The 23,168-nt window shown below is 66.4% G+C and carries 24 protein-coding genes and 4 tRNA genes; 17 read left to right on the forward strand and 11 right to left on the reverse strand.

The window, feature by feature from the left end; all coding sequences use genetic code 11:
• Positions 1-98: 98 nt before the first annotated feature.
• The 3 genes from HWY45_RS20810 to HWY45_RS20820 all read left to right on the forward strand — a co-directional run bounded on the left by HWY45_RS20810 (position 99) and on the right by HWY45_RS20820 (position 1,957).
• Positions 99-1,112: a class 1 fructose-bisphosphatase gene (locus HWY45_RS20810; RefSeq protein WP_059563388.1), complete on the forward strand. Its 1,014-nt coding sequence runs from the start codon at positions 99-101 to the stop codon at positions 1,110-1,112.
• A gap of 206 nt (positions 1,113-1,318) precedes the next feature.
• Positions 1,319-1,394 (forward strand) — tRNA-Thr (locus HWY45_RS20815).
• 308 nt (positions 1,395-1,702) lie between these two features.
• Positions 1,703-1,957: a GlsB/YeaQ/YmgE family stress response membrane protein gene (locus tag HWY45_RS20820; RefSeq protein WP_059802254.1), complete on the forward strand. Its 255-nt coding sequence runs from the start codon at positions 1,703-1,705 to the stop codon at positions 1,955-1,957.
• A 100-nt stretch (positions 1,958-2,057) separates the two neighbouring features.
• Here HWY45_RS20820 and HWY45_RS20825 read toward each other — a convergent pair whose 3' ends face one another.
• The 4 genes from HWY45_RS20825 to HWY45_RS20840 all read right to left on the reverse strand — a co-directional run bounded on the left by HWY45_RS20825 (position 2,058) and on the right by HWY45_RS20840 (position 6,664).
• Positions 2,058-2,540, reverse strand: a complete 483-nt coding sequence (locus HWY45_RS20825; RefSeq protein ID WP_059884906.1) for a TlpA family protein disulfide reductase — start codon at positions 2,538-2,540, stop codon at positions 2,058-2,060.
• On the reverse strand, positions 2,537-3,796 hold the full coding sequence (locus tag HWY45_RS20830; RefSeq protein WP_059884909.1) for a sialidase family protein: 1,260 nt from the start codon (positions 3,794-3,796) through the stop codon (positions 2,537-2,539). The genes HWY45_RS20825 and HWY45_RS20830 overlap by 4 nt, the downstream gene beginning before the upstream one ends.
• Positions 3,784-6,153: a TonB-dependent receptor gene (locus HWY45_RS20835; RefSeq protein WP_059884911.1), complete on the reverse strand. Its 2,370-nt coding sequence runs from the start codon at positions 6,151-6,153 to the stop codon at positions 3,784-3,786. Before HWY45_RS20835 ends, HWY45_RS20830 begins: the two co-directional genes overlap by 13 nt.
• 121 nt (positions 6,154-6,274) lie before the next feature.
• Entirely contained in the window at positions 6,275-6,664 is a 390-nt protein-coding gene (locus HWY45_RS20840) for a DUF2946 domain-containing protein (protein ID WP_059885060.1), read from the reverse strand.
• Between the two features lie 184 nt (positions 6,665-6,848).
• On the opposite strand from HWY45_RS20840, the gene HWY45_RS20845 reads away from it, so the two are divergent.
• Both HWY45_RS20845 and HWY45_RS20850 read left to right on the forward strand, forming a co-directional pair.
• Positions 6,849-6,995 (forward strand): hypothetical protein, encoded by a 147-nt coding sequence (locus HWY45_RS20845; protein WP_017333050.1) that lies wholly within the window; start codon positions 6,849-6,851, stop codon positions 6,993-6,995.
• Positions 6,996-7,216: 221 nt separating this feature from the next.
• On the forward strand, positions 7,217-7,810 hold the full coding sequence (locus HWY45_RS20850; protein WP_059563382.1) for a chorismate mutase: 594 nt from the start codon (positions 7,217-7,219) through the stop codon (positions 7,808-7,810).
• A gap of 10 nt (positions 7,811-7,820) precedes the next feature.
• Here HWY45_RS20850 and HWY45_RS20855 read toward each other — a convergent pair whose 3' ends face one another.
• Both HWY45_RS20855 and HWY45_RS20860 read right to left on the reverse strand, forming a co-directional pair.
• Complete coding sequence (locus HWY45_RS20855) at positions 7,821-8,951, reverse strand: exonuclease domain-containing protein (protein WP_059884913.1); 1,131 nt, start codon at positions 8,949-8,951, stop codon at positions 7,821-7,823.
• 151 nt (positions 8,952-9,102) lie between these two features.
• Positions 9,103-9,306 carry a cold-shock protein gene (locus HWY45_RS20860; protein ID WP_010091695.1) on the reverse strand — a complete coding sequence of 68 codons (204 nt, stop codon included), beginning with the start codon at positions 9,304-9,306 and terminating at the stop codon, positions 9,103-9,105.
• A gap of 396 nt (positions 9,307-9,702) precedes the next feature.
• On the opposite strand from HWY45_RS20860, the gene HWY45_RS20865 reads away from it, so the two are divergent.
• Together HWY45_RS20865 and HWY45_RS20870 are read left to right on the forward strand one after the other, a co-directional pair.
• On the forward strand, positions 9,703-9,975 hold the full coding sequence (locus HWY45_RS20865; RefSeq protein ID WP_059563380.1) for a hypothetical protein: 273 nt from the start codon (positions 9,703-9,705) through the stop codon (positions 9,973-9,975).
• A gap of 501 nt (positions 9,976-10,476) precedes the next feature.
• Positions 10,477-11,619 carry a porin gene (locus HWY45_RS20870; RefSeq protein ID WP_059802266.1) on the forward strand — a complete coding sequence of 381 codons (1,143 nt, stop codon included), beginning with the start codon at positions 10,477-10,479 and terminating at the stop codon, positions 11,617-11,619.
• A gap of 87 nt (positions 11,620-11,706) precedes the next feature.
• On the opposite strand, the gene greB is transcribed toward HWY45_RS20870, so the two are convergent.
• Positions 11,707-12,270: a transcription elongation factor GreB gene (gene greB, locus HWY45_RS20875; RefSeq protein WP_059802562.1), complete on the reverse strand. Its 564-nt coding sequence runs from the start codon at positions 12,268-12,270 to the stop codon at positions 11,707-11,709.
• 129 nt (positions 12,271-12,399) lie between these two features.
• Between greB and HWY45_RS20880 the strand changes: the two genes are divergently transcribed.
• Together HWY45_RS20880 and HWY45_RS20885 are read left to right on the forward strand one after the other, a co-directional pair.
• Positions 12,400-12,476 (forward strand) — tRNA-Arg (locus HWY45_RS20880).
• A gap of 61 nt (positions 12,477-12,537) precedes the next feature.
• A tRNA-Arg gene (locus tag HWY45_RS20885) sits at positions 12,538-12,614 on the forward strand.
• Between the two features lie 146 nt (positions 12,615-12,760).
• On the opposite strand, the gene HWY45_RS20890 is transcribed toward HWY45_RS20885, so the two are convergent.
• The 4 genes from HWY45_RS20890 to HWY45_RS20905 form a co-directional block, all read right to left on the reverse strand.
• Positions 12,761-15,130 carry a RelA/SpoT family protein gene (locus HWY45_RS20890; RefSeq protein WP_059561011.1) on the reverse strand — a complete coding sequence of 790 codons (2,370 nt, stop codon included), beginning with the start codon at positions 15,128-15,130 and terminating at the stop codon, positions 12,761-12,763.
• A 64-nt stretch (positions 15,131-15,194) separates the two neighbouring features.
• Positions 15,195-15,398 (reverse strand): DNA-directed RNA polymerase subunit omega, encoded by a 204-nt coding sequence (gene rpoZ, locus HWY45_RS20895; protein ID WP_006025620.1) that lies wholly within the window; start codon positions 15,396-15,398, stop codon positions 15,195-15,197.
• A gap of 60 nt (positions 15,399-15,458) precedes the next feature.
• Positions 15,459-16,142, reverse strand: a complete 684-nt coding sequence (gmk, locus tag HWY45_RS20900) for a guanylate kinase (protein WP_059884915.1) — start codon at positions 16,140-16,142, stop codon at positions 15,459-15,461.
• Between the two features lie 6 nt (positions 16,143-16,148).
• On the reverse strand, positions 16,149-17,072 hold the full coding sequence (locus tag HWY45_RS20905) for a YicC/YloC family endoribonuclease (RefSeq protein WP_059561001.1): 924 nt from the start codon (positions 17,070-17,072) through the stop codon (positions 16,149-16,151).
• A gap of 173 nt (positions 17,073-17,245) precedes the next feature.
• Here HWY45_RS20905 and rph point away from each other — a divergent pair, with 173 nt between their 5' ends.
• The 8 genes from rph (at position 17,246) to HWY45_RS20945 (ending at position 23,166) form a co-directional block, all read left to right on the forward strand.
• Positions 17,246-17,986 (forward strand): ribonuclease PH, encoded by a 741-nt coding sequence (gene rph, locus HWY45_RS20910; protein ID WP_059884917.1) that lies wholly within the window; start codon positions 17,246-17,248, stop codon positions 17,984-17,986.
• Positions 17,979-18,605 (forward strand): RdgB/HAM1 family non-canonical purine NTP pyrophosphatase, encoded by a 627-nt coding sequence (gene rdgB, locus HWY45_RS20915; RefSeq protein ID WP_059884919.1) that lies wholly within the window; start codon positions 17,979-17,981, stop codon positions 18,603-18,605. The genes rph and rdgB overlap by 8 nt, the downstream gene beginning before the upstream one ends.
• Positions 18,602-19,816: a radical SAM family heme chaperone HemW gene (hemW, locus tag HWY45_RS20920; protein WP_059884921.1), complete on the forward strand. Its 1,215-nt coding sequence runs from the start codon at positions 18,602-18,604 to the stop codon at positions 19,814-19,816. Before rdgB ends, hemW begins: the two co-directional genes overlap by 4 nt.
• A gap of 92 nt (positions 19,817-19,908) precedes the next feature.
• Positions 19,909-19,996 (forward strand) — tRNA-Ser (locus HWY45_RS20925).
• A gap of 187 nt (positions 19,997-20,183) precedes the next feature.
• Positions 20,184-20,477 carry a hypothetical protein gene (locus HWY45_RS20930; RefSeq protein WP_017333036.1) on the forward strand — a complete coding sequence of 98 codons (294 nt, stop codon included), beginning with the start codon at positions 20,184-20,186 and terminating at the stop codon, positions 20,475-20,477.
• Between the two features lie 337 nt (positions 20,478-20,814).
• A complete protein-coding gene (locus HWY45_RS20935; protein WP_059884923.1) occupies positions 20,815-21,309 on the forward strand; it encodes an energy transducer TonB in 495 nt (164 codons plus the stop codon).
• A 271-nt stretch (positions 21,310-21,580) separates the two neighbouring features.
• Positions 21,581-22,891 carry an MFS transporter gene (locus tag HWY45_RS20940; protein WP_059564857.1) on the forward strand — a complete coding sequence of 437 codons (1,311 nt, stop codon included), beginning with the start codon at positions 21,581-21,583 and terminating at the stop codon, positions 22,889-22,891.
• A gap of 95 nt (positions 22,892-22,986) precedes the next feature.
• Positions 22,987-23,166 carry a hypothetical protein gene (locus tag HWY45_RS20945; RefSeq protein ID WP_059884925.1) on the forward strand — a complete coding sequence of 60 codons (180 nt, stop codon included), beginning with the start codon at positions 22,987-22,989 and terminating at the stop codon, positions 23,164-23,166.
• The last annotated feature ends 2 nt before the right edge of the window (positions 23,167-23,168 follow it).

A 23,168-nucleotide genomic window follows, 5' to 3' on the forward strand; every position in this document is an offset into this window, starting at 1 on the left:
CCCGGCCGTGTAACCGGACGAAAAAAGCGGTCGTTGCGTGAGGCACGACGGGTAAAATCGAGGCAATTCAAGGATTATTTGGCCTCTCGGAGTCTGTCATGTCCATTGCCCGCCGCACCACGCTGTCCAAGTTCCTGATCGAACAGCAGCGTGCGACCAACAACCTCCCCTACGACCTGCGCCTCCTGATCGAAGTCGTCGCCCGCGCCTGCAAGGCGATCAGCTACAACGTGTCGAAGGGCGCGCTCGGCGACGCGCTCGGCACCGCCGGCAGCGAAAACGTCCAGGGCGAGGTGCAGAAGAAGCTCGACATCCTGTCGAACGAAATCCTGCTCGACGCGAACGAATGGGGCGGCAACCTCGCCGCGATGGCGTCCGAGGAAATGGAAACGTTCTTCCCGATCCCGTCGAACTACCCGCGCGGCGAATACCTGCTGGTGTTCGATCCGCTCGACGGCTCGTCGAACATCGACGTGAACGTGTCGATCGGCACGATCTTCTCGGTGCTGCGCTGCCCGGACGGCAAGCAGGCAACCGAGGAGTCGTTCCTGCAGCCGGGCACGGAGCAGGTCGCGGCCGGCTATGCGGTGTACGGCCCGCAGACGGTGTTCGTGCTGACGACCGGCAACGGCGTGAACTGCTTCACGCTCGACCGCGAAGTCGGCTCGTGGGTGCTCACGCAGAGCAACATGCGGATTCCCGAAGAGACGCGCGAATACGCGATCAACGCGTCGAACGCGCGTCACTGGTACGACCCGGTCAAGCGCTACATCGACGAGCTGAACGCCGGCAAGGACGGCCCGCGCGGCGACAACTTCAACATGCGCTGGATTGCGTCGATGGTCGCCGACGTGCACCGCATCCTGAACCGCGGCGGCGTCTTCATGTACCCGGCCGACAAGCGCACGCCGGATCGCCCGGGCAAGCTGCGCCTGATGTACGAGGCGAACCCGATGTCGTTCATCGTCGAACAGGCGGGCGGCGCGGCGACGACCGGCACGCAGCGCATCATGGAAGTGCAGCCGACCGGCCTGCACCAGCGCGTGCCCGTGTTCCTCGGCTCGAAGAACGAAGTCGAGCGCGTGACGCGCTATCACACCGAAGGCAATTGATTGCAAGGCAACACTGGACGGCGTCGCGAGACGCACGTACAATCGCGCCTCGCGATGCAGCCCTAAGGGGTCGCATCGCGGTGAAATGAAATTGGAAGACCTGTCGAAGCAGGGGTTTTGCGAAGCAGCCGAAAAAAGCTGAAAAATTTTTCGCAAAACCTATTGCCAAGATCGAAGATTCCACCATATAATTTCATTTCTCTGCTGCCGGTGTAGCTCAGTTGGTAGAGCAGCGCATTCGTAATGCGAAGGTCGTAGGTTCGACTCCTATCTCCGGCACCAAGATAAAAAGGCCTGACAAGCAATCGCTTGTCAGGCCTTTATCGTTTTCCGCGCCGGAAAGCGATAAACGTACTCATCGCATCGCAGCACTCGCTGCGGTCAACGTCCTCCTCCACAAGATTCGACTCGCGCGCTGCGCAGACAAATCCCCTGGAAAATCCCGATCGCAGTACATAACATTACTTAACGATCCTGACCCGCCTATCGCGCTACATTGCGTGGGCGACGCTGCGTAGTCGACGTACCGCGCTGGCCGGCACACCGCACGGCGTCCGGTCTTATCGATTCGTTACAAGGAGAGGACAACCATGACTCATGGCTTGATTATGTGGCTCATCATCGGCGCGATTGCCGGCTGGCTTGCCGGCGTGCTCGTCAAGGGCGGCGGCTTCGGGCTCATCGTCGACATCATCGTCGGGATCGTCGGCGCGATCATCGGCGGCTGGCTCGCGGGGCTGCTCGGCATCAGCATCGGCAGCGGCTTCTTCGGCTCCGTGATCGTCGCGGTCATCGGCGCGGTGATCCTGCTGTTCGTGATCCGCCTGTTCAAGCGAGCCACCTGACGCACCTGTCGCTCCGCTTCGCAAGCCTTCGTGCGCGCCATCGGGCGCGCTTTCGCAGTCACCGGCGCACGGCCCGATCGCCGTGCGCCGCCCCACCCTCTCAACGACGCGGCGCCGCGCGCAGCCAGCCATCGAGCACGGCGGGCGTCAGCAATCCACTGCGCGCGTCGCGCACGCCGTCGCGGCCGATCCATACGGTGCGCGGCAGTTCTCCCCGCCATTCCGCATCGAGCGCCGTGCGCAGGCGTTCCGGCATCGCCTCGGCGTTCGCATACTGCGCGACGTGCGGCGGCAGGTTCATCTGCGCGAGCGCCTGTCCGATCGCCGCGCCGTTCTCGTCGTACGCATCCATGGCCACCATCGCGATGCGCACCTCCGGGTGACGGCGCTGCCATTCGACGAGATGCGCGGCATTCTCGCGACAGTACCCGCAGTCGAGCGACCAGATTTCGACCGCCAACGGCCGCTCGTGCGCACGCTCGAACAACCGGCCGACATCGGCCGCGCGCAGCGGCTGCAGCGCGCCGGCCAGCGCCGGCCCGCACGCGAGCACCAGGCTCGCCAGCACGATCAGGCGCTTCATTGCCCGCCCTCCACCGCAATCAGCCGGTAGCCGTCGTTGCGCGTGCGCCATGACAAGTAGACGCGCCCCGCATCGTCGAGCAGTTGCGGATTGTCGCTCGCCCCCGACGTCGACGCGATCACGCGCGGCTCCGACCAGTGCGCGCCGCGATCGTCAGAGCGGCGCAACTTGATCTGCATCGTGTCGCCGTCGAACGCCTTCCACGCGAGCCACACGATATCGCCGCGCGCGACCATCGCCGCATGCGAAGCCTGCTCGCCCGGCGCGGCCGGATTCGCGCCGAACGCCCATGCGGCGCCGAGCGGCCGGCCGTCCGCGGCGATCCGCGAATAGAACACGTCGGCACGGCCGTCGACCACGCCGAACCACGCAAGATGCCGCGTGCCGTCCGACGTGATCGCGAGCGCCGGACCATGGTCGGGGCACGCCTCGACGTGCCAGTTCGAGAACGTCGTGCGCAGCGGCGCAACCGGTGCATCGGCCGAGGCCGGCAGCACCGCAAGCGCGTGATCGCGAATCTGGCCCGGGAACACGTTGCGCCACGCAGCCTCCACGCGCCCGGCCGGGTCGATTGCCATCGCGATCCGGCAGCATTCGCAGGTGTGGTCGGTCACCTTGCGCTCCGGCTCGAACGATGCGCCGCCGTCGCGCGACACCGCGTAGTAGATCGCCGCGCCGTCGTACGCCTGCCCGGCCGCCTTCGCGGCGGTCAGGTCGCGCTTGTCGATCCAGGCCAGATAGATCCGTCCCGCGGGGTCGACCGCCATCATGTCGAAGCGGTGCGTGATCATCTGCCTGTCGCGATGCACGGTGATCGGCACACTCCACGTCGCGCCGCCGTCCAGCGAGCGCGAGAAGCGCACCATCCCCGTATAAGGCGCGTCGAGCGGCATCGACCACGACACGTAGATCGCGCGGCCGTCCGGGCTCGCCGCGACCTTCGGACGGTTTTCCGCGCTGGTGTAGATCGATTCCGGCATCGCGTTGACGGTCACCGCGGCAGACAGCGTGCGGCCCGCGTCGTCGGAATGCGCGACGACCACATGCTCGCCCTCGACCCACGCGGCCCACAACCGATGCCGCGCATCGAACGCGGCGCCGGTGGCGAGCGGCTGCTTCTGCGACGCGACCGCCGCCTGCATGCCCATGTGCGCGGCGTGCGGATCGGCGGGCTTCGCCGCGTCGTGCGCGCCGGCAGCGGACAGCCCCGCGAGCCACAGCGCGCAGCCTGCCGCGAATGATTTCACAGCGACCATTTCAGTTCTCCATAGAAAGTGCGGCCCGGATACGGGTGGAACACGTAGTAGCGGCGGTCCGTCAGGTTGTCGATGCCGACCGATGCAACCCAGTGCCGGTCGAAGCGGTAGCGCGCCTTCAGGTCGACGACCGTGTACGAACTGGTGCCGCCATAGACGCCGGGATTCACGTCGCCGTTGTCGAGCGTGTTGAACTGGCGCCCCGAATAGCGGACGCCGACGCTCGCGAGCCAGTGCTCGTCGAAGCGGTACGACGCGAGCAGGTTCGCGCGCATGCGCGGAATCCGCGGGAAACGCGAGCCGACATACGCGGGGTTCGCCGCGTCGGACAGGATCTGCGCATTGCTCGCGGACACGTTCGCATCGACGTCGAGCCCCCTGAGTCCGACGTTCTGCCCGCTGAACGCGAGCTCGACGCCGCGCACGCGGACGCGATCGACGTTCGAGATGTTCGTGACCGTCGACGCGCCCGACACCGTCGTCTGGCTGTAGATCGAGTCGCGCAGGTCGCTCTGGAACACGCTCGCGCGCACGACACCGACGCCCACGTCGCGCTCGGCGGTGAAATCCCAGTCGATCGCCTTTTCCGGACGCAGGTTCGGGTTGTTGTTGACGATGGCGTTGTTCGAGATCGTGCCCTGGAACAGTTCGCCGACCGTCGGAAAGCGCGTGCCCGTCGCGAACGACAGCCGGAAACGCCAGACGTCGGTGGCGTCCCACTGCAGCGCCACCTTCGGCGACAGCGCATTCGCACTGCGGCCCGCATAACCGAGCGTGCCGCTCGCGTTGCCGAGCGCGCCGCCGTATGCATCCCAGCGCTCGTAGCGCAGCCCGAGCGTCGCGAGCCAGCCGGGCGCGAAGCGCCACGCGTCCTGCGCGAACAGCGCCTGCGTGCGCGTGTCGCCGCGATAGATGCTCGCGAGCGACGTCGTCGGCCCGTTCAGCCAGTCCGCCGTGTTGTACGTGACGTTGCGCAGGAAATAGTTGTCGTAGTGATAGCCGAAGGTGAACGCATGCCCCTTCACTTCCGGCGCTTCCGCCTTCAGGTCGAGCGTGCGCCAGCCGGTGCCGTCGCCCTGGAACTGCGTACCCGCGCCGCCCTGCGCGGTCGACGCCGCGCGCAGCACGTCGCGCGACACGTCGTACGCCGACACGACGCCCGACAGCCGCCAGCCCGAGTCAAGACGCGCGTTCACCCCGAGCGCATACAGCCAGTTCTCCTGGTCGCCGCGCTGCGGCGCGAACGCGCTCGGCGCCACGGTCATGTTCTGCCCGCCGATCGACACGTTGCCGCCGTACACGGGGTTGCCCGCCGCGTCGCGCAGGAACGTCTCGCCGTGCTGCCGGTAATGGTTTTCCCAGTGGCCTAGCGTGAGCGTCGCGTCGACGTGATCGGTGAATGCGTAGCCCATCCGCACCGTCCCGTTGATCTGCTCGGTGCGTTCGAGCGACTGGGCGCCGACGATCGTGCGCGGCTTGCCGTTCGGCCCGACGTCGGTCGCCGCGCCCGTCACCGGCACCGCACGGCCAAGCTTCGGGTTGTACGCGGCGTTCGGGCTTGCGTACTGCATCGGCTGCCCGTTGTTCTCGAGCCGGTCGAGCGACAGCGCGAACCAGAAGCGGCCGACGCGGTTCGCGATCCGCGCGGTCTGGTGATTGCCGCCGAAGCTGTCGGCGAATCCGTAGCCGTCGCGATAGCGTTGCGTGAAGAACTGCGTCGACAGCGACGCCTCGAGCTGCTCGGGCCGCCGCGTGGTCAGCAGCACGGTCGAGCCGATCGCATTGCCCGGATACAGCGCGGAAAAGGGGCCGTACAGCACGTCGACCCGCGCGATGTCGTCGGGCGGAATCAGCGACCAGCGCGGCGGATACGCGTAGCTCGAGCCGAGCAGGTTCGACAACAGCACGCCGTCGGCATAGACGAGCCCGCGCGCGCTCTGCAATTCGTTGAAATCGCGGCCCGCGAATACCGCGTTGCGATCGCCGATGTAGCGCTTGCGCACCATCAGGTTCGGCGCGTACTTCAGTGCGTCCTCGGTGTTGACGTTGGTGTGCGCGTCGATCCGCTCGCGCGTGATCGACTCGACGACGGCCGGCGTATCGGGGTCGACCGGTCGCCGTTGCGCGGTCACGCTGACGGCGGCGAGCGTATCGCCGCCGGCAGGCGCAACCGCCGCCGGACGCGTGGCAGCGGGCGCCGCGGCGGCTGCCCGGCTGGTCTCCGCGACGGATTCCGATACCGGCTCGGCACGCGCGCCGTCCGGTTGCGCCGCATACGCGGCGGGCCATGCGAAAGCGGCCGCGCATGCCAGCGCGATCCGGCCGCGCGACGGCCGCGCGGCAAGGGTGAATGACATGAATCGTTTCCTGAAAACGTGATCGAACGCCGCCGGGCGCCGGGCTGCGCAGCGCGCACGAACCGGCGCGGCGCGCGGCCGGCGCCGCGTGCGGACAGCGCGCCGTCAGGCGCGCGCGAAATCAGATCGAGACGGTTTCAGGCGGGGCGCGCGGCTGGGCAAGGCGGATGCCCTTGCGCACGAAGACGGGAAAAGACGGTGCGGGCGTGCGAACCGTGAAGGTCCGCACGAAATCCGGCATTGCGGGCAGGCTCGCGCCAAGCGCGAGGTTCGCGGCGAAGCCGGGACAGTACACGCAATGCGGTACGCCTGCGTGATCGACCGACGCCGCGCTGCGATCGTCGCCTGCCTGCGCGAGCACGAGATGACGCGCGCCCGCTGCACTGCACAATTCGAGCGTGAGTGCTCCCGACCCGCTCGATGCAAGACGCGCGTAGCCGACGACGGGCGACAGTACGTTCAGTACCAGCGCCAGCCAGACGAGGCCGATCCATCGCGTCGTTCGTTTCATCGCGGTCCAGGAAAAAGTGCGCGCAAGTATAGCAAGCAGGCGCGCGCTGCCGATTCCGCTGACCGTATGATCGACATGGTCGCGCATGTGCCGTTAATACAACAGAGACAAAATCTAACGATTCGTTTCTGGCATAAATCTGAGCACGAGGTCGATAATCATTGAACCTGTTGGAGAAACGATCATGGACGAAAAACCGACCCGCGTGCCGCCCCCGGAGCAAGTGATGAGCCCGGATCCGGAACCCGTTGGCGTGGAATTCCTCGCCGAGCTGCCCGATCACGTGCGGGCATTCTTCGACGAGCAGCACAAGCTGTACGCGCCGAAGTGAACGGCCATTCCGCGCTTTAACCGCTGCGTGACGCCAGTCGACATCGTGCGGTTCATTGCTGCGCATCTGCCGCAGTTCGCATTGCACCCGGGTCGCAACGGCCTGACGGTGCCGGGTCAGCTCGTCCGCTGATTCCTGGGTCGCGACGCCACGCCGCGCGACTGTCTTCGTCTATTCTTCTGGTTTTCCACTTCCGGCCCGCCCGGCTCCCGATCGTTCCGATGAAGCATGCTATTCGCGCCGGCCTCGCCGCAGCAGCACTCGGCCTCGCCCTCGTCTCCTCGCCACGCATCGCCGCCGCCGACGGCGACGACACGGCCCTGACCAACCTCGTCGCGCTCGCGTCGCAACGCCTCGCGCTCGCCGAGCCGGTCGCCCGCTGGAAATGGGCGAACGGCAAGCCGATCGAGGATCGTCCACGCGAAGCGGAACTGCTCGCGTCGGTCGAGAAGCGGGCGGCACAAGCCGGCGTCGATCCGGCCTTCGCCAGGACGTTCTTCGCCGATCAGATCGCGGCCAGCAAGGACGTGCAGAACGCGCTATTTGCGACGTGGCGGGCGACGCGGCCACCCGAAGGCACGCCGCCCGATCTCGCGACCGGCACGCGGCCGAAGCTGGACCGACTCACGCAGGCGATGCTCGCGGGGCTCGCGCAGGTCGGTCAGTTGCGAAATGCGCCCGACTGCCAGTCACGGCTCGCACGCAGCATCGCCAACTGGAAGACATTGACGCGCTACGACGCGAACCAGGCGCAGGCGCTCAATACCGCGCTGTCGCACGTCTGTGCGGCGGGCGGCGCAAGCGCGATCGGCTGACCCGCAGCGTCTACTCCGCCGTCGTCGCGAGCGCGGCGAGCGGGATCAGCTGCAGGCCGCGCGCCAGGTGCGTCTGGAGCAGCCGATGGGTGAAGGGTTCGAACGGCCCGGCCGTATCGTCGGCGGCCAGCCGCGCGGCCGCTTCGAGCGACGCCGCGGCGCCGAGATAGCGCCAGCCATCGATCACATGGAACATCTTGCGCTCGCCGTGCGCCTCGAACGCCACCGCGCCGTCGAATGGCCAGGGTGCCGCCGCGCCTGCGCGCGCCTCCGCCGCCGGACGGCGATTGAACGTCGGGCGCAGGCGCGCGATCCACTGCGCCTCGGCGAGCATCGCGCCGAGTTCGTTGCCGGTTTCCCGCCACTCGACGCGACGCACCTGCTGCGCCAGCCGCATTTCCTTCGCCGAGCGCCGCTCGCCGGTCAACAACGCGCGAAGCCGCTGCCGCACGCGCACGCTGCGCGCGACATAGAGCGGCTCGTCCGCTTCGCCGAACAACGCATACGCGCCGCACCCGGCCGGCGCGGTATCGAGCCATGCCTCGGTCAGGCCGCCCGCGAGGCGGAAGTGGCGCGTCGTGCGCGCGATCTGCTCGCGCAGCCGCTCGAGCGGCACGATCTCGTGCAATTGCCGCCAGAACTGCCAGATCAGGTCGGCATCCGCGAGCGCCCGGTGCCGCGCTGACGGTACGAGGCTGTGCCGTTCGACCAGCGCGTCGAGGCCATGCCGCGATTCGCGCGGAAACAACGCACGCGACAAGCGCACGGTACACAGCACATCGGGATTGAACGCAAACCCCACCCGCTCGAACTCGGCGCGCAGGAAACCTCGGTCGAAACTTGCGTTGTGCGCAACGAACAGCTTGCCGTCGAGCCGCTCGAACAGCGCGGGCGCAAGCGACGCAAAGGATGGCGCATCGCGCACCATTGCATCCGAAATGCCTGTCAGTTGCTGGATGAACGGCGGGATCGACTGCCCGGGATTGACGAGCGAGGCCCACGTCGACACGCCGGACGGGCCGATCTCGACCACGCCGATTTCGGTGATCCGGTGTTCGGCAGACGAGCCCCCCGTGGTTTCGAGGTCGACAAAAACGAGCGGTTGTTCGCAGGCGGGATCGGGCGAGCGGGAATCGGACATGAAGGAACTGGGAATCGGTGCTCCCGTGAGTATGCACCGGCAGGCCGGTCCGCGGCCAGCCCGAAGCGGCCGCGCGACAATTCCGGGCCGCAATAATGCAAAAAGCCCCCGCATCGCGGGGGCTCGGACGTGATCGGCAATACGTGGCGCGTCAGATCGCCTGGATATTCGCTGCCTGCTTGCCTTTCGGCCCGACTTTCACGTCGAACGAAACACGCTGATTTTCCTTCAGCGTTTTGAAGCCGTCCATCTTGATTTCGGAAAAATGCGCAAACAAATCCTCGCCGCCGTTGTCCGACGTGATAAAGCCGAAACCTTTAGCATCGTTAAACCATTTCACGATACCGGTATCCATACCTTCGTTCCCCACTCTATTTTGTTCAAAAAAGCTACTGTTATAGCCGTTTCCCGAAATCTCGAAGCGTCGCCTCTGACACCAGCTACACACGCCGCCCGAGGACGGAGTGGTGACTTTATAAATTGGACAATCCCATTGCGTCAAGAGGATTTTTAGCGAACGTATTATAAAAATTACGCTAATGCCGGTGGAATCGGTACCCGATCGATTTCGATAAATCGATTCCACACAAAAACCTGTCACTATTACCGGGTTCGACATGGCCATAATCCGCGCCGCGAAAAACCTACCGGGGTCGAATCGCATCGGCAAAAATGCTCGGTATTTTTCCGGGTTGCAGAAAACGGCGGACGTTGCGATGCTGAACGTCACATCGACGCGACGGAGAAAGTCATGTGGCTGGACGGAATCAAGCGCTTCGCTAGCCGGCTCGGCCGCGTTCGCCGCAAGTCCCGCGCACTTGCCGACGCCGCCCGCGAAAAGCCCTGCGACGCCGAATTCGATACGACCTGGCATGGCGACCACTGGCAGAACCTGCTCGCGTCGCCGCTCGATGCGCGCCACTACGTGATGGAAGACTGGACCTATACCCCGCCCCCGGCCGAGGAAAACCGGGACGCGCCGCCACCCGGCAGGCGCAAGCGCCGCCGCTGGTACGAACAATAGAAGCGGGCCCGACGGGCAAAAAAAAAGCGCGACTGGGAAGTCGCGCCGACAAAGGTTTGGAGATCTTTTCCGTCAACGAAAAAGTCTGCTTCGGAAAGCAGAGATCGCAGTATAGCGAGATAACATCCTTTCATTATCCATGCTACGCACAAACCTCTATTGCCGAAGCGACAATAATGACGCTGACGCAATGGGCGTGGCCGACTGGCCGCTGTCGCGACTGCGCAACGCCTGACACCCGCACCACCCCTTGCCCGCAATCTGCCGCAGCGCCGCAAAGCCTTGATCCGCAAGGCTCCCGGGCCGACCGAAAATCATTGCGCATTCCAAAATACAGTATTGCTTAAAGTGGCTTCCTCGCCATTCGGAGCCGCTTCTTACACTGAAATTGAATTTTGAGACGAGAGCAACAAGCCCGCCCGTGCAGTAGCGCCGATGTCGCGCGCCGCACCGGAGCCCGCAACAGGTTCGCTTCCCTTCATCCGGTTTGGAGACAGATCAATGAAAAGGACTCTGATCGTCGCGGCATTGTCGAGCGTGTTCGCGACCGCGGCGCACGCACAAAGTAGCGTGACGCTGTATGGCCTGCTTGACGCCGGCATCACGTACACCAACAACCAGGGCGGCCACAGCGCCTGGCAGCAGTCGACCGGCTCGGTCAACGGCAGCCGGTGGGGCCTGCGCGGCACCGAAGACCTCGGCGGCGGCCTGAAAGCGATCTTCACGCTGGAAAACGGCTTCGGCATCAATAACGGCACGCTGAAACAGAATGGCCGCGAATTCGGCCGCCAGGCATTCGTCGGGCTCGCCCACAACCAGTTCGGCTCGCTCACGCTGGGCCGCCAATATGACAGCGTCGTCGACTATCTCGGCCCGTTGTCGCTGACCGGCACGCAATTCGGCGGCACGCAATTCGCGCATCCGTTCGACAACGACAACCTCAACAATTCGTTCCGGATCAATAACTCGGTCAAATACCAGAGTGCGAACTACAACGGCCTGAAGTTCGGCGCGTTGTACGGCTTCTCGAATTCGACCAGCTTTGCCAACAACCGCGCGTACAGCGTCGGCGTGTCGTACAACTTCATGGGCTTCAACGTCGCGGCCGCGTACCTGCAGTTGAACAACAACGTGAACGGACTGGCGCAGACGGTCAGCGATCCCGGCGCGGTTGCCGGAGACTGGACGTTTGCCGCCGCACGGCAGCGCACCTGGGGCGCCGGCCTGAACTACACGTTTGGTCCGGCAACGGCTGGCTTCGTGTTCACGCAGACCCGCCTCACCGATAGCGTCGCGATCAGCGCCGGCCAATCGGGCGTGACGGGCGGCGTCGGGCTCGCGGGTGGCGTGCGCTTCAACAACTACGAATTGAACGGCCGCTACGCGCTGACGCCGGCGCTCTCGCTGGCCGGGTCGTACACGTACACCGACGGCCGCATCGTCGGCCAGAGCCCGAACTGGCACCAGTTCAACCTGCAGGCGGCATACGCGCTGTCGAAGCGCACCGACGTCTACCTGCAGGGCGAATACCAGAAGGTCAACACGGACGGCCTGCACCTGCGCGCGAACATCAACGGCCTCGGCACGGCGTCGTCGAACAACAAGCAGGTCGCGGTGACAGCCGGCCTGCGCCACCGGTTCTGAACGGCGCCGCGCGGTCGCCGCCGGCACGACGAAGCGCCCCACGCGGGGCGCTTTTTTCATGACGCGGCAACCGCGCAGCCAACGCGCTCAGGCCGCCCCCGGCTCCGGATAGCGCACGTCGAGCACGTCGATCGGCTGCGGGCCGGCGGGCGTCATCAGCGTGACGGTGTCGCCGATCTTCGCCTTGAGCAGCGCGCGCGCCACCGGCGAGATCCAGCTCACGTGCCCGCGGTCGAGATCGACCTCGTCGATGCCGACGATCGTGATCGTATGTTCCTCGCCATCCGGCGTCGCATAGTCGATGGTGGCGCCGAAGAACACCTGGTCGGTATTCTCCTGCCGGCTCGCGTCGACCACTTCGGCGATGTCGAGCCGCTTCGTCAGGAAGCGGATGCGCCGGTCGATCTCGCGCAGCCGCCGCTTGCCGTAGATATAGTCGCCGTTCTCGGAACGATCGCCGTTCGACGCCGCCCACGACACGAGCCGCACGACCTCGGGCCGTTCGGTATCGATCAGGCTCAGCAGTTCGTCCTTGAGGCGCTTGTGCCCCACGGGCGTGATGTAGTTCTTCGAGCCCGCCGGGATCGCCGTGTGGGCCTGGTCGAGATCGTCGTCGTCGCCGTCCGACTCTTTGACAAACGCCTTGTTCATGATGCACATTCAACGTGGATTGCGGATGCTTCAAGGGTACACGATGCGTGGCCGCGCAAGCCCGCCTCCAGCATTTTGCGAATAAGGCTTCCCTTTTTATATAACCCTGCTATAATCCCTCTTCTGCGTGCGGCTGTAGCTCAGTTGGATAGAGTACTTGGCTACGAACCAAGGGGTCGTGGGTTCGAATCCTGCCAGCCGCGCCATCTTTAAGGGGCCTTCCCATCGCAGAAGGTCCTGGCAGTTTGAAGTAGTATCGCTTTGCGTGCGGCTGTAGCTCAGTTGGATAGAGTACTTGGCTACGAACCAAGGGGTCGTGGGTTCGAATCCTGCCAGCCGCGCCACTTCAGAAGGGCCTTCCTCCGGGAAGGCCCTTTTTCTTTTCCCCTTCCCTTCGCACGAATTGCCGACACGGCCTTCACCCGGTACGCCCCAATGAAAACGGCGGCCCGAGGCCGCCGTCGTATCGCACGCATCAGACGCCCGCGCGTCAGTAATCCTGCCGCTCGCGCTCGATCCGCATCCCGCCGTCGTGACGCGCATGCGTGCCGTCGTCGGTCGAACGCTCGCGCATGATCCGCATCACGTCCGGATTGGTCCGCACGCGCCGCATCACGTTCGCGAGGTGGACGCGGTCGCTGACCTGGATCACGAAGCGCAACACCGTCGATTCGTGCGTGAGATCCTCGTCCATCGCGATGTGGACGATGTTCGCGTCGGCCGACGTGATGTCCGCCGCAACCCGCGCGAAAATCCCCTTCGTGTTCTTCACGAGCGCCTTCACCGCGACGTCGAACAGGCGGCCCGGCTGCGGCGCCCACTCGACATCGATCCAGCGGCCCGGATCGCGGCGATGGATGCGCTGCGCGACACGGCAATCGGTCGTATGAATCGCCATCCCGAGGCCGATGCCGATATAGCCCATGATCGCGTCGCCCGGAATCGGCCGGCAGCACGCGGACAACTGCACCGACATCCCTTCCGTGCCGGTGATCACGACCGGCGGCGCATGATGCGCGGCATGGCGCTCTGCCTTCGGCAGGTCGTCGTCCGCATCGCGGCCGCTCATCAGCACCTCGATGCGCTTGGCCATCACCGCGGCGACGCGGCGGCCGAGGCCGATATCCGCGAAGATTTCCTGGCGGCTCTTGTTGCCCGTCCACTGCACGAGCTTTTCCCACACTTCCGGCGTGACGTCGGCGAGCGCGAGGCCGTAGCCCTTCAGGCTCTGGTCGACGAGCCGCTCGCCGAGCTGCACCGACTCGTTCAGGCGCATCGTCTTCAGGTAGTGACGGATCGCCGAACGGGCCTTGCCGGTGCGCACGAAGCCGAGCCACGCGGGGTTCGGCTTCGAATACGGCGCGGTGATCACTTCGACGATGTCGCCGCTCTTCAGCTCGGTGCGCAGCGGCAGCAGCTCGTTGTTGATCTTCACGGCGACGCACTGATTGCCGAGATCGCTGTGGATCGAATACGCGAAGTCGAGCGCCGTGGCGCCGCGCGGGAGCGCCATGATCTTCGACTTCGGGGTGAACACGTAGACCGCATCCGGGAACAGGTCGATCTTCACGTGCTCGAGGAATTCGCTCGAATCGCCGGCCTCGCTCTGGATGTCGAGCAGCGACTTCAGCCACTGGTGCGCGCGCTTCTGCACGTCGCTGAGATCCGCGCTGCTACCGTTCTTGTACAGCCAGTGCGCGGCCACGCCCGCCTCGGCGATCTCGTGCATCTTGCGCGTGCGCACCTGGAACTCGATCGGCGCGCCGAACGGGCCGACCAGCGTCGTATGCAGCGACTGGTAGCCGTTGATCTTCGGGATCGCGATGTAGTCCTTGAACTTGCCCGGAACGGGCTTGTAGAGCGCATGCAGCGCGCCGATGCACGTGTAGCAGTCGAGCGGATTCTCGACGACGACGCGAAAGCCGTACACGTCGAGCACCTGCGAGAACGACAGCTGCTTGTCGCGCATCTTCCGGTACACGCTGTAGATGGTCTTCTCGCGCCCGGTGATCTCGGCGTCGATCTTCGCGTCCGCCATCGCGCGCTGCGCGGCTTCGAGGATCTTGCCGATCACCTCGCGGCGGTTGCCGCGCGCGGCCTTCACCGCCTTCTCGAGCGTCGCGTAGCGATGCGGATTGAAGTTCGCGAAGCTCATGTCCTGCAGCTCGCGATACGTATTGTTCAGACCGAGGCGGTGCGCGATCGGCGCATAGATGTCGAGCGTCTCGCGCGCGACGCGGCGGCGCTTTTCCATCGGCACCGCGCCGAGCGTGCGCATGTTGTGCAGGCGATCGGCGAGCTTGACGAGGATGACCCGCACGTCGCGCGCCATCGCGAGCAGCATCTTGCGGAAGTTTTCCGCCTGCGCTTCCTCGCGGCTGCGGAATTCCATCTTGTCGAGCTTGGACAGCCCGTCGACCAGCTCGGCGACCTTCGGCCCGAACCGTTCGGCCAGCTCGCTCTTGGTGACGCCCTGGTCCTCCATCACGTCGTGCAGCAGCGCGGCCATGACCGCCTGCGCGTCGAGCTTCCAGCCGGCGCAGATTTCCGCGACGGCGACAGGATGGGTGATGTAGGGTTCGCCGCTCTGGCGATATTGACCGAGGTGGGCTTCGTCGCTGAAGTGGAACGCCGCCTTGACCTCTTTGATTTCCTCCGGAGCGAGATACTCGGCCAGCGCGGCAGTCAGATTCGCGATCGAAACGACGCCGTGCTTGCGCGGTTGCTCCGGGGTGGCGGTCGGCCCGAACAGATGCCGGAAGGACTGTTCGAGGACCGCGTCGATGTACTGGCGCGCAGGCGATTGTGCCGTGGCTTCGGTGGTCGGATCCGCGGAGGCGGACGATGGGGTGGTGCTCATATTCGCCTCCTCGGTCAGCAATCGTTGCGCGCGTGGACTACATGGCTGGCGTGAAGCGGTGCGGTTAGACCGGCACCTTCTTCAGCATCTCGACGCCAACCTGGCCAGCCGCGATCTCGCGCAGCGCGACGACGGTCGGCTTGTCGCGGCTTTCGATCTTCGGCGTGTGGCCTTGCGCGAGCTGACGCGCGCGATAGGTGGCGGCAAGCGCCAGTTCGAAGCGGTTCGGGATCTGCTTCAGGCAGTCTTCGACAGTAATGCGAGCCATGGTGGGTAATTCCTTCTGAATATAGTGCTTATTCTACCTTATGTCCCTTGTCCGTCGCCGTCATTCCACATGCGGCAGGTGGATGCCGAGCTCGATGAACAGCTCCGCGTGTCGCGCGTACTGCGAAGCAAAGCGCAGGCGTGTCGCGGCGACGATGCATTCGAGCTCGGCGAGCGCGCGATCGAAATTCTCGTTGATCACGACGTACTCCGCTTCGGACGCGTGCGCCATCTCGCTGCCCGCCGCGAGCAAGCGGCGCGTGATCACGTTCGGCTCGTCCTGGCCGCGCTTCTTCAGGCGCTCCTCGAGCGCGTCGAGCGACGGCGGCAGGATGAAGATGCCGACCGCGTTGCGGAACTGCTTCTTCACCTGCTGCGCACCCTGCCAGTCGATTTCGAGCAGCACGTCGTGGCCGTTCATCATCTGCTCTTCGATCCACACGCGCGACGTGCCGTAGTAGTTGCCGTGCACTTCCGCGCTCTCGAGGAATTCGTGCGCGGCGTGGCGCGTGCGGAAATCGTCGACCGTCGTGAAATGATAGTGCTGGCCGTCGTGCTCGCCGGGGCGCGGCTTGCGCGTCGTGTACGAGATCGACAGGCAGATGTCGCTGTCCTTCGACAGCAGCGCGTTCACGAGCGTGGACTTGCCGGCGCCCGACGGCGCGACGACCATGAACAGGTTGCCGGGATAGACGCCGCCGTGCAGCGAATGCGCGGCGTGGCCGTCGTGGGTGGGTTGGGTCATGTTGCGTTACTCCAGGTTTTGCACTTGCTCGCGCATCTGCTCGATCAGCAGCTTCAGCGCCATCGACGCGTCGGCCAGTTCCTTGGCCGCCGCCTTCGAGCCGAGCGTGTTCGCTTCGCGATTCAGTTCCTGCATCATGAAGTCGAGGCGCTTGCCGACGCGGCCGCCCTTCTCGATCACATGACGCGTTTCGTTCAGGTGCGCGGTGAGCCGCGACAGCTCTTCCGCGATGTCGATCCGGATCCCGTACATCGTCACTTCCTGACGGATGCGCTCCGCGGCTTCCTCGCGCGTCACGATCGGCGCGCTGCCTTCCGGCGCCGCGATGCCGAGCGCTTCCTGCAGCCGCTCGACGATCTTCTGCTGGTGCTTCGCGATCAGCTCCGGCACGAGCGGCGTGATGCGCGCGACGATCGCCTCCATCTCGGCGACGTTCGACAGCAGCATCGCGGCGAGCTGCGCGCCTTCGCGCGAGCGCACGACGACCAGCTCGTTGATCGCTTCCTTGCCGCACGCGAGCACCGCATCGCGGATCGCGTCGGCCGACACGCCGCTTTCGGCGATCACGCCGGGCCAGCGCAGGATCTCGCCCGCGCGCAGGCGGCCGACGCCCGGGAACGACTCGAGCACCGTGCGCTCGAGATCGGCGAGCTGGCCGAGCGCCGCCTGGTTCAGCGCGCCCGCGCCGATGCTCTGCTCGCCGCGCTGCAGGTTGATGCGCACGTCCACCTTGCCGCGCGACAGCTTGTTCATCAGCATCTCGCGCAGTGCGGGCTCGCAGGCGCGCACGTCGTCGGGCATGCGGAAATTCAGGTCGAGGAAACGCGAGTTCACGGTGCGCAATTCGACCGACACGCTGGTGCCGCCGTTGCCCGTCGCCGCCGCGAGTTCGCGCGTGGCGCTCGCATAGCCCGTCATGCTGTAGATCATGGTTCGTCTCGCCGTCTGGATGCCCTCGCGGGCCGGGGATAAGTCGAGGCGCCCGGCGCATTCGCAAGCGCGGGGCGGGAAACGGGCATTATCCCATTTTTGGCGCAGACCCCGCCGGGCACGCCAGCCGTTCGGCGCTAAAATCAGGGTTTCCTCTCTGCCATCTTTCCCTCATGACGCAATCCACCTCCCGGCCGAGCGGCCGCCGCGCCGACGAACTGCGCAAGGTCACCCTCACGCGCCACTACACGAAGCACGCGGAAGGCTCCGTGCTGGTCGAATTCGGCGATACCAAGGTGATCTGCACGGCGAGCGTCGCCGAGCGCGTGCCCGAATTCCTGCGCGAGCGCGGGCAAGGCTGGCTGACCGCCGAATACGGGATGCTGCCGCGCGCAACGCATACGCGCAGCGATCGCGAGGCGGCGCGCGGCAAGCAGACGGGCCGCACGCAGGAAATTCAGCGCCTGATCGGCCGCGCGCTGCGCGCGGTGTTCGACCTGGAAGCGCTCGGCCCGCGCACGATCCACATCGACTGCGACGTGATCCAGGCCGACGGCGGCACGCGCACCGCGAGCATCACCGGCGCATTCGTCGCCGCGCACGATGCGGTGTCGAAGCTGATCGCCGCCGGCAAACTCGCACGCTCGCCGATCACCGACCACGTCGCCGCGATTTCGGTCGGCGTGTTCGAGGGCACCCCGGTGCTCGATCTCGATTACCCGGAAGATTCGCGCTGCGACACCGACATGAACGTCGTGATGACGGGCGCGGGCGGCTTCGTCGAAGTCCAGGGCACGGCGGAAGGCGTGCCGTTCTCGCGCGACGAGATGAACGCGCTGCTCGACCTCGCGCAAAGCGGGATCGGCGAGCTCGTGCGGCTGCAGAAGGACGCGCTGGGTGTGAGCCATGTCTGACGATCGCATCACGCCGTCGCTGTCGCGCATCGTGCTCGCGTCGAACAACGCGGGCAAGCTGCGCGAATTCACGGCGATGTTCTCCACCGTCGGCATCGACGTGATTCCGCAGGGCGACCTCGCGGTGCCCGAAGCGGACGAGCCGTACCGCACGTTCATCGAGAACGCGCTGACGAAGGCGCGGCACGCGTCGCAGCTCACCGGGCTGCCGGCGATCGCCGACGATTCCGGGTTGTGCGTGCGCGCCCTGCGCGGCGCGCCGGGCGTCTATTCGGCGCGCTATGCGCAGCGCGCGGGGCTCGAGAAAGGCGACGCGGCGAACAACGCGCATCTCGTCGATCAGCTGCGCGGCGTCGACGATCGCCGCGCGTATTACTGCTGCGTGCTCGCGCTCGTGCGCCATGCCGACGATCCGGAGCCGCTGTTCGCCGAAGGCCGCTGGCACGGCGAGATCGTCGACGCGCCGCGCGGTGCGCACGGATTCGGCTACGACCCGTATTTCTACCTGCCGTCGCTCGGCGCGACGGCGGCGGAACTGGAGCCGCCCGTGAAGAACGCGCTCAGCCATCGCGCGCTCGCGCTCAAGGCGCTGCTCGCGCGGCTCGCGGAGGTGGAATGAGCCAGGCTGCGGACACCGGCGCGCGCGTCGTCGCGACCTTCACGTCGCCCGGCCAGGTGCGGCTCACGTCGCTGCCGCCGCTCGCGCTGTACGTGCATTTCCCGTGGTGCGTGCGCAAGTGCCCGTATTGCGACTTCAACTCGCACGAGTGGAAGGGTGAACGGTTTCCGGAAACCGAGTATCTCGACGCGCTGCGTGCCGATCTCGAGCACGCGCTGCCGCTCGTCTGGGGCCGCCAGGTGCATACCGTGTTCATCGGCGGCGGCACGCCGAGCCTGCTGTCCGCGGCCGGCCTCGACCGCCTGCTGTCCGACGTGCGCGCGCTGCTGCCGCTCGACGCGGATGCCGAGATCACGCTCGAGGCGAATCCGGGCACCTTCGAGGCCGCGAAGTTCGCGCAGTTCCGTGCGAGCGGCGTGAACCGCCTGTCGGTCGGCATCCAGAGCTTCAACGAGGCACACCTGAAGGCGCTCGGCCGTATCCACGACGCCGCGCAGGCGCGCGCGGCCGTCGAGGTCGCGGCGCGGACGTTCGACAACTTCAACCTCGACCTGATGTTCGCGCTGCCGAACCAGACGCTCGACGAATGCCGCACCGACGTCGAGACGGCGCTCGCGTTCGCGCCGCCGCATCTGTCGCTGTATCACCTGACGCTCGAGCCGAACACGCTGTTCGCGAAGTTTCCGCCTGCCGTGCCGGACGACGACGCATCGGCCGACATGCAGGAATGGATCCACGCGCGCACGGCCGAGGCCGGTTACGAGCGCTACGAGGTGTCCGCGTATGCGAAGCCGCACCACCAGTGCAAGCACAACCTGAACTACTGGCGCTTCGGCGACTATCTCGGCATCGGCGCCGGCGCGCACACGAAGCTGTCGTTCCCGAACCGCATCGTGCGGCAGGCGCGCTACAAGCACCCGGCGACCTTCATCGAGCAGGCGCTGGCCGGCACCCCGGTGCAGGAGGAGCGCGAAGTCGGCGCGCGCGACCTGCCGTTCGAGTTCATGCTGAACACGCTGCGGCTCGTCGAGGGCTTCCCGGTGCACAGCTTCGCCGAGCGCACCGGGCTGCCGATGAGCACGATCGAGCCGGCGCTCAAGGAAGCGGAGCGGCGCGGGCTGATCACGCGCGACTTCACGCAGATTGCGCCGACGCCGCTCGGCCAGCGTTTCCTCAACGATCTGCAGGAACTGTTCCTGCGCGACGATTGACCACCACGGCCGCATCGCTCTGCGACCGGAGTCGGCACCCAGGTACCGTCTCCGGTCTACATGCGCGGCATTTCGGTTACAATGCCGCCTCCGGAAGCGTGGCCGAGCGGTTTAAGGCACTGGTCTTGAAAACCAGCGACGGGCAACTGTCCGTGAGTTCGAATCTCACCGCTTCCGCCAGAACATCCCGCCGACGCTCGCGCAGCCAGGCGGGATTTTTCTTTTGCGCGGCCGTCGGCCACGCGCCGCGGCAATGCGCGCGTTGCACCGCCATCGCCTAGAATTCGGATCAGACCGGCGACACGAACGCCGCCGCGCATTCGATGCCGCGCGAGCTTACCCGCTCGCGCCGCACACGGAGACCGTCATGTCCGAACAGTCGACTCCCATCCGCCACGTCGATTACGAAGGTTTCGAGATTCACGTGGTGCCGGCCCCGCTGCCGGGCGACGACACGCGCTTCACGTACACCGGCTACGTGTGCCACCCCGGCGCGAATCCGGCGCTGCCCGGCCATGCGGTGCCGTTCCATGCCGACGGCGAAGAAAGCTTCCCCAGTCTCGACGAAGCGATCCACGAAGCGGTGCACGTCGGACGCAGCATCGTCGACGGCACGCATCCGGACCTGTCGGTGCTGTCGCTCGTCACCCACGGCTACTGAGGCGCCGTCCGACACGTCCGGTAGCGCGCCGATGCGGCGCGATGCCGTTGCGCAAGCAGGCGGCACGCGTCACCTTTCGATGCCGATCAGCGCCGCCGCTCACGTCATGCATTTATCGCGCCATCCCGGCGTGCGCGCACGCCGCTGACTCGCCCCGCTCGCCTGCGCGCAACAGTGTCAGGCAGGTTCCGCTTCGGCACCGTCGCGCGCCGCGTGCGTTTGCCGGCATCATCGTCCGCCACCGTAATGCGCACGCCGCGCGATATGTGTTTCCCCCGATGTCGCGGCACGGGCCCGCGACTATCATCTGTGTATAGTCAGACCTGCCCACCTTTCCATGGTCATCCCGCTCCGCCCGAGCGTCGTCCGCCTGCGCATCGCCGCGCTGGCCGGCGTTGCCGCGCTCGCCGCCTGCACGATCACGGTCACGCCGCCCGCTCCGCATTCCGTGGTGATACTGCCGTCGATCACGCGCAGCGCAAATATCGCCCAATACCGCACCGAAGTCGCCGAACGCGTCGCCGAAAGCAATCCGTCGGGCATGTTGCACGGCACGCCGCAGGCAATGCTGCGCTCGCTCGTCGTGGTCGCGTTCACCGTCGACCGCAACGGCCAGCTCGTGCACGCGTCGGTATATCGCAGCAATGGCGACAGCGAAGCCGAAGCGCTCGCGCTCGCGTCACTGCGCCGTTCGGCGCCGCTGCCGCCGCCGCCCGCGAAGCTGCTCGACGGCAAAGGCCAGCTGGAGCTGATGGAGGGCTGGCTCTTCAACGACAACGGCAAGTTCCAGCTGCAAAGCACGGCGTCGGCACAGGCCCAGTCGATCGACTGAATGCGCGCCGCGCGCGATTGCCGGTGCGCGCCGCCGCTGGCTATAATTTTCCGCACCCGCGCGGCCATCACGCCGCGTGCGCGTTCGCGCCTCACCCGGCCCGCGAACCGACCATGCCGGCACCGGGCGGCGGCGACCTGCCCGTCTCCCGCGTCGACCGGCGGATGACGATCGGCGGCGCGCGTCCACGCCGCCACCGCGTCGCGCCCGGCCATTCCGGCAGGCGCCGGCCACAAGGCCACCCCTTCCCCAGAACATCACGGAGACCTCCATGTCCGCATCCCCACCGGCCGTTGCGCACGCAACCAGTCCGGCCGGCGCCGTCAGCCACCGTCGCATCGTGTTCGCGAGCTTCATCGGCACCGCGATCGAGTTCTACGATTTCTACGTCTACGCGACCGCCGCCGCGCTCGTGATCGGCCCGGTGTTCTTTCCGCACGGCTCGGCGACCGCGCAGGCGCTGTCCGCGTTCGTCACGTTCGGCATCGCGTTCATCGCGCGACCGATCGGCTCGTTCCTGTTCGGCCATTTCGGCGACCGCATCGGCCGCAAGTCGACGCTCGTCGCGTCGCTGCTCGTCATGGGCGTGTCGACCACCGCGATCGGCCTCGTACCCGGCTACGACGCGATCGGCACGCTCGCGCCGGTGCTGCTGTGCGTGCTGCGCTTCGGCCAGGGCATCGGCCTCGGCGGCGAATGGGGCGGCGCCGCGTTGCTCGCAACCGAGCATGCGCCGCAGGGCAAGCGCGGCTGGTTCGGGATGTTCCCGCAGCTCGGCCCGTCGGTCGGCTTCCTGATGTCGAACGGGCTGTTCTTCGCGCTCGCGCTGTCGCTGTCCGATGTGCAGTTCCGCAGCTGGGGCTGGCGCATTCCGTTTCTCGTCAGCGCCGTGCTCGTCGCGCTCGGCCTGTACGTGCGCCTGAAGATCGCCGAGACGCCCGCCTTCCAGGCCGCGCTCGATCGCAACGAGCGCGTGCGCGTGCCGGTCGCGACGCTCGTCACGCATCACTGGCGGCCGACGCTGCTCGGCGCGCTCGCGATGGTGGTCTGCTACACGCTGTTCTACATCTCGACGGTGTTCTCGCTGTCGTACGGCGTCGCGACGCTGCATATCCCGCGCCAGACCTTCCTCGGCCTGCTGTGTTTCGCGGTCGTGTTCATGGGGCTCGCGACGCCGCTGTCGGCCTGGGCATCGGACCGCTTCGGCCGCAAGCCGGTGCTCGCCGCCGGCGCGATCGCGGCGCTGCTGTCCGGCTTCACGATGGCGCCGCTGCTCGGCAGCGGCTCGATCCCGCTCGTCGCGCTGTTCCTGACGCTCGAACTGTTCCTGATGGGCGTGACGTTCGCGCCGATGGGCGCGCTGCTGCCGGAGCTGTTCCCGACCAACGTCCGCTACACGGGCGCGGGCGTCGCGTACAACCTGGGCGGGATCCTGGGCGCGTCGATCGCGCCGTACATTGCGCAGTTGCTGGCCGCGCAGGGCGGCCTGTCGTGGGTCGGCGGGTATGTGTCGGCCGCGGCGGCGATCAGCCTGCTCGGCGTGCTGCTGATGCGCGAAACGCGCGACGCATCGCTCGTCTGATACCCGGGGCCGCCCGGGTTGTATGGCGGCCGGCGCCCTCCCATACTGGCAACCGGGCGCGCCGCCGGCTGCGCCGCGATCGCCAGGGAGCGACCATGAGCATCCGCCTCGGCAATGCCGATCTCATCCTGATCCTGATGCTTGCGTTGGGCTGTGCGCTGCTGCTCGCGACGCGCTTCCGGCCGAAGACCTGGCGCGGCATCGCGATCGAGGCGCTAGTCGCGAATGTGGCCGCCGTCGCGACGGTACTTGCGGTCGAAGCGCTGCTCGCGTGAGC

The organism is Burkholderia stagnalis (assembly GCF_902830275.1).
GTDB classification, from domain to species: Bacteria; Pseudomonadota; Gammaproteobacteria; order Burkholderiales; family Burkholderiaceae; genus Burkholderia; species Burkholderia stagnalis.

Coding starts and splice junctions, on each gene's coding strand:
- HWY45_RS20810 (WP_059563388.1), top strand. CDS start 99: ATGTCCATTGCCCGCCGCACCACGCTGTCCAAGTTCCTGATCGAACAG.
- HWY45_RS20820 (WP_059802254.1), top strand. CDS start 1,703: ATGACTCATGGCTTGATTATGTGGCTCATCATCGGCGCGATTGCCGGC.
- HWY45_RS20825 (WP_059884906.1), bottom strand. CDS start 2,540: ATGAAGCGCCTGATCGTGCTGGCGAGCCTGGTGCTCGCGTGCGGGCCG.
- HWY45_RS20830 (WP_059884909.1), bottom strand. CDS start 3,796: ATGGTCGCTGTGAAATCATTCGCGGCAGGCTGCGCGCTGTGGCTCGCG.
- HWY45_RS20835 (WP_059884911.1), bottom strand. CDS start 6,153: ATGTCATTCACCCTTGCCGCGCGGCCGTCGCGCGGCCGGATCGCGCTG.
- HWY45_RS20840 (WP_059885060.1), bottom strand. CDS start 6,664: ATGAAACGAACGACGCGATGGATCGGCCTCGTCTGGCTGGCGCTGGTA.
- HWY45_RS20845 (WP_017333050.1), top strand. CDS start 6,849: ATGGACGAAAAACCGACCCGCGTGCCGCCCCCGGAGCAAGTGATGAGC.
- HWY45_RS20850 (WP_059563382.1), top strand. CDS start 7,217: ATGAAGCATGCTATTCGCGCCGGCCTCGCCGCAGCAGCACTCGGCCTC.
- HWY45_RS20855 (WP_059884913.1), bottom strand. CDS start 8,951: ATGTCCGATTCCCGCTCGCCCGATCCCGCCTGCGAACAACCGCTCGTT.
- HWY45_RS20860 (WP_010091695.1), bottom strand. CDS start 9,306: ATGGATACCGGTATCGTGAAATGGTTTAACGATGCTAAAGGTTTCGGC.
- HWY45_RS20865 (WP_059563380.1), top strand. CDS start 9,703: ATGTGGCTGGACGGAATCAAGCGCTTCGCTAGCCGGCTCGGCCGCGTT.
- HWY45_RS20870 (WP_059802266.1), top strand. CDS start 10,477: ATGAAAAGGACTCTGATCGTCGCGGCATTGTCGAGCGTGTTCGCGACC.
- greB (WP_059802562.1), bottom strand. CDS start 12,270: ATGAACAAGGCGTTTGTCAAAGAGTCGGACGGCGACGACGACGATCTC.
- HWY45_RS20890 (WP_059561011.1), bottom strand. CDS start 15,130: ATGAGCACCACCCCATCGTCCGCCTCCGCGGATCCGACCACCGAAGCC.
- rpoZ (WP_006025620.1), bottom strand. CDS start 15,398: ATGGCTCGCATTACTGTCGAAGACTGCCTGAAGCAGATCCCGAACCGC.
- gmk (WP_059884915.1), bottom strand. CDS start 16,142: ATGACCCAACCCACCCACGACGGCCACGCCGCGCATTCGCTGCACGGC.
- HWY45_RS20905 (WP_059561001.1), bottom strand. CDS start 17,072: ATGATCTACAGCATGACGGGCTATGCGAGCGCCACGCGCGAACTCGCG.
- rph (WP_059884917.1), top strand. CDS start 17,246: ATGACGCAATCCACCTCCCGGCCGAGCGGCCGCCGCGCCGACGAACTG.
- rdgB (WP_059884919.1), top strand. CDS start 17,979: ATGTCTGACGATCGCATCACGCCGTCGCTGTCGCGCATCGTGCTCGCG.
- hemW (WP_059884921.1), top strand. CDS start 18,602: ATGAGCCAGGCTGCGGACACCGGCGCGCGCGTCGTCGCGACCTTCACG.
- HWY45_RS20930 (WP_017333036.1), top strand. CDS start 20,184: ATGTCCGAACAGTCGACTCCCATCCGCCACGTCGATTACGAAGGTTTC.
- HWY45_RS20935 (WP_059884923.1), top strand. CDS start 20,815: ATGGTCATCCCGCTCCGCCCGAGCGTCGTCCGCCTGCGCATCGCCGCG.
- HWY45_RS20940 (WP_059564857.1), top strand. CDS start 21,581: ATGTCCGCATCCCCACCGGCCGTTGCGCACGCAACCAGTCCGGCCGGC.
- HWY45_RS20945 (WP_059884925.1), top strand. CDS start 22,987: ATGAGCATCCGCCTCGGCAATGCCGATCTCATCCTGATCCTGATGCTT.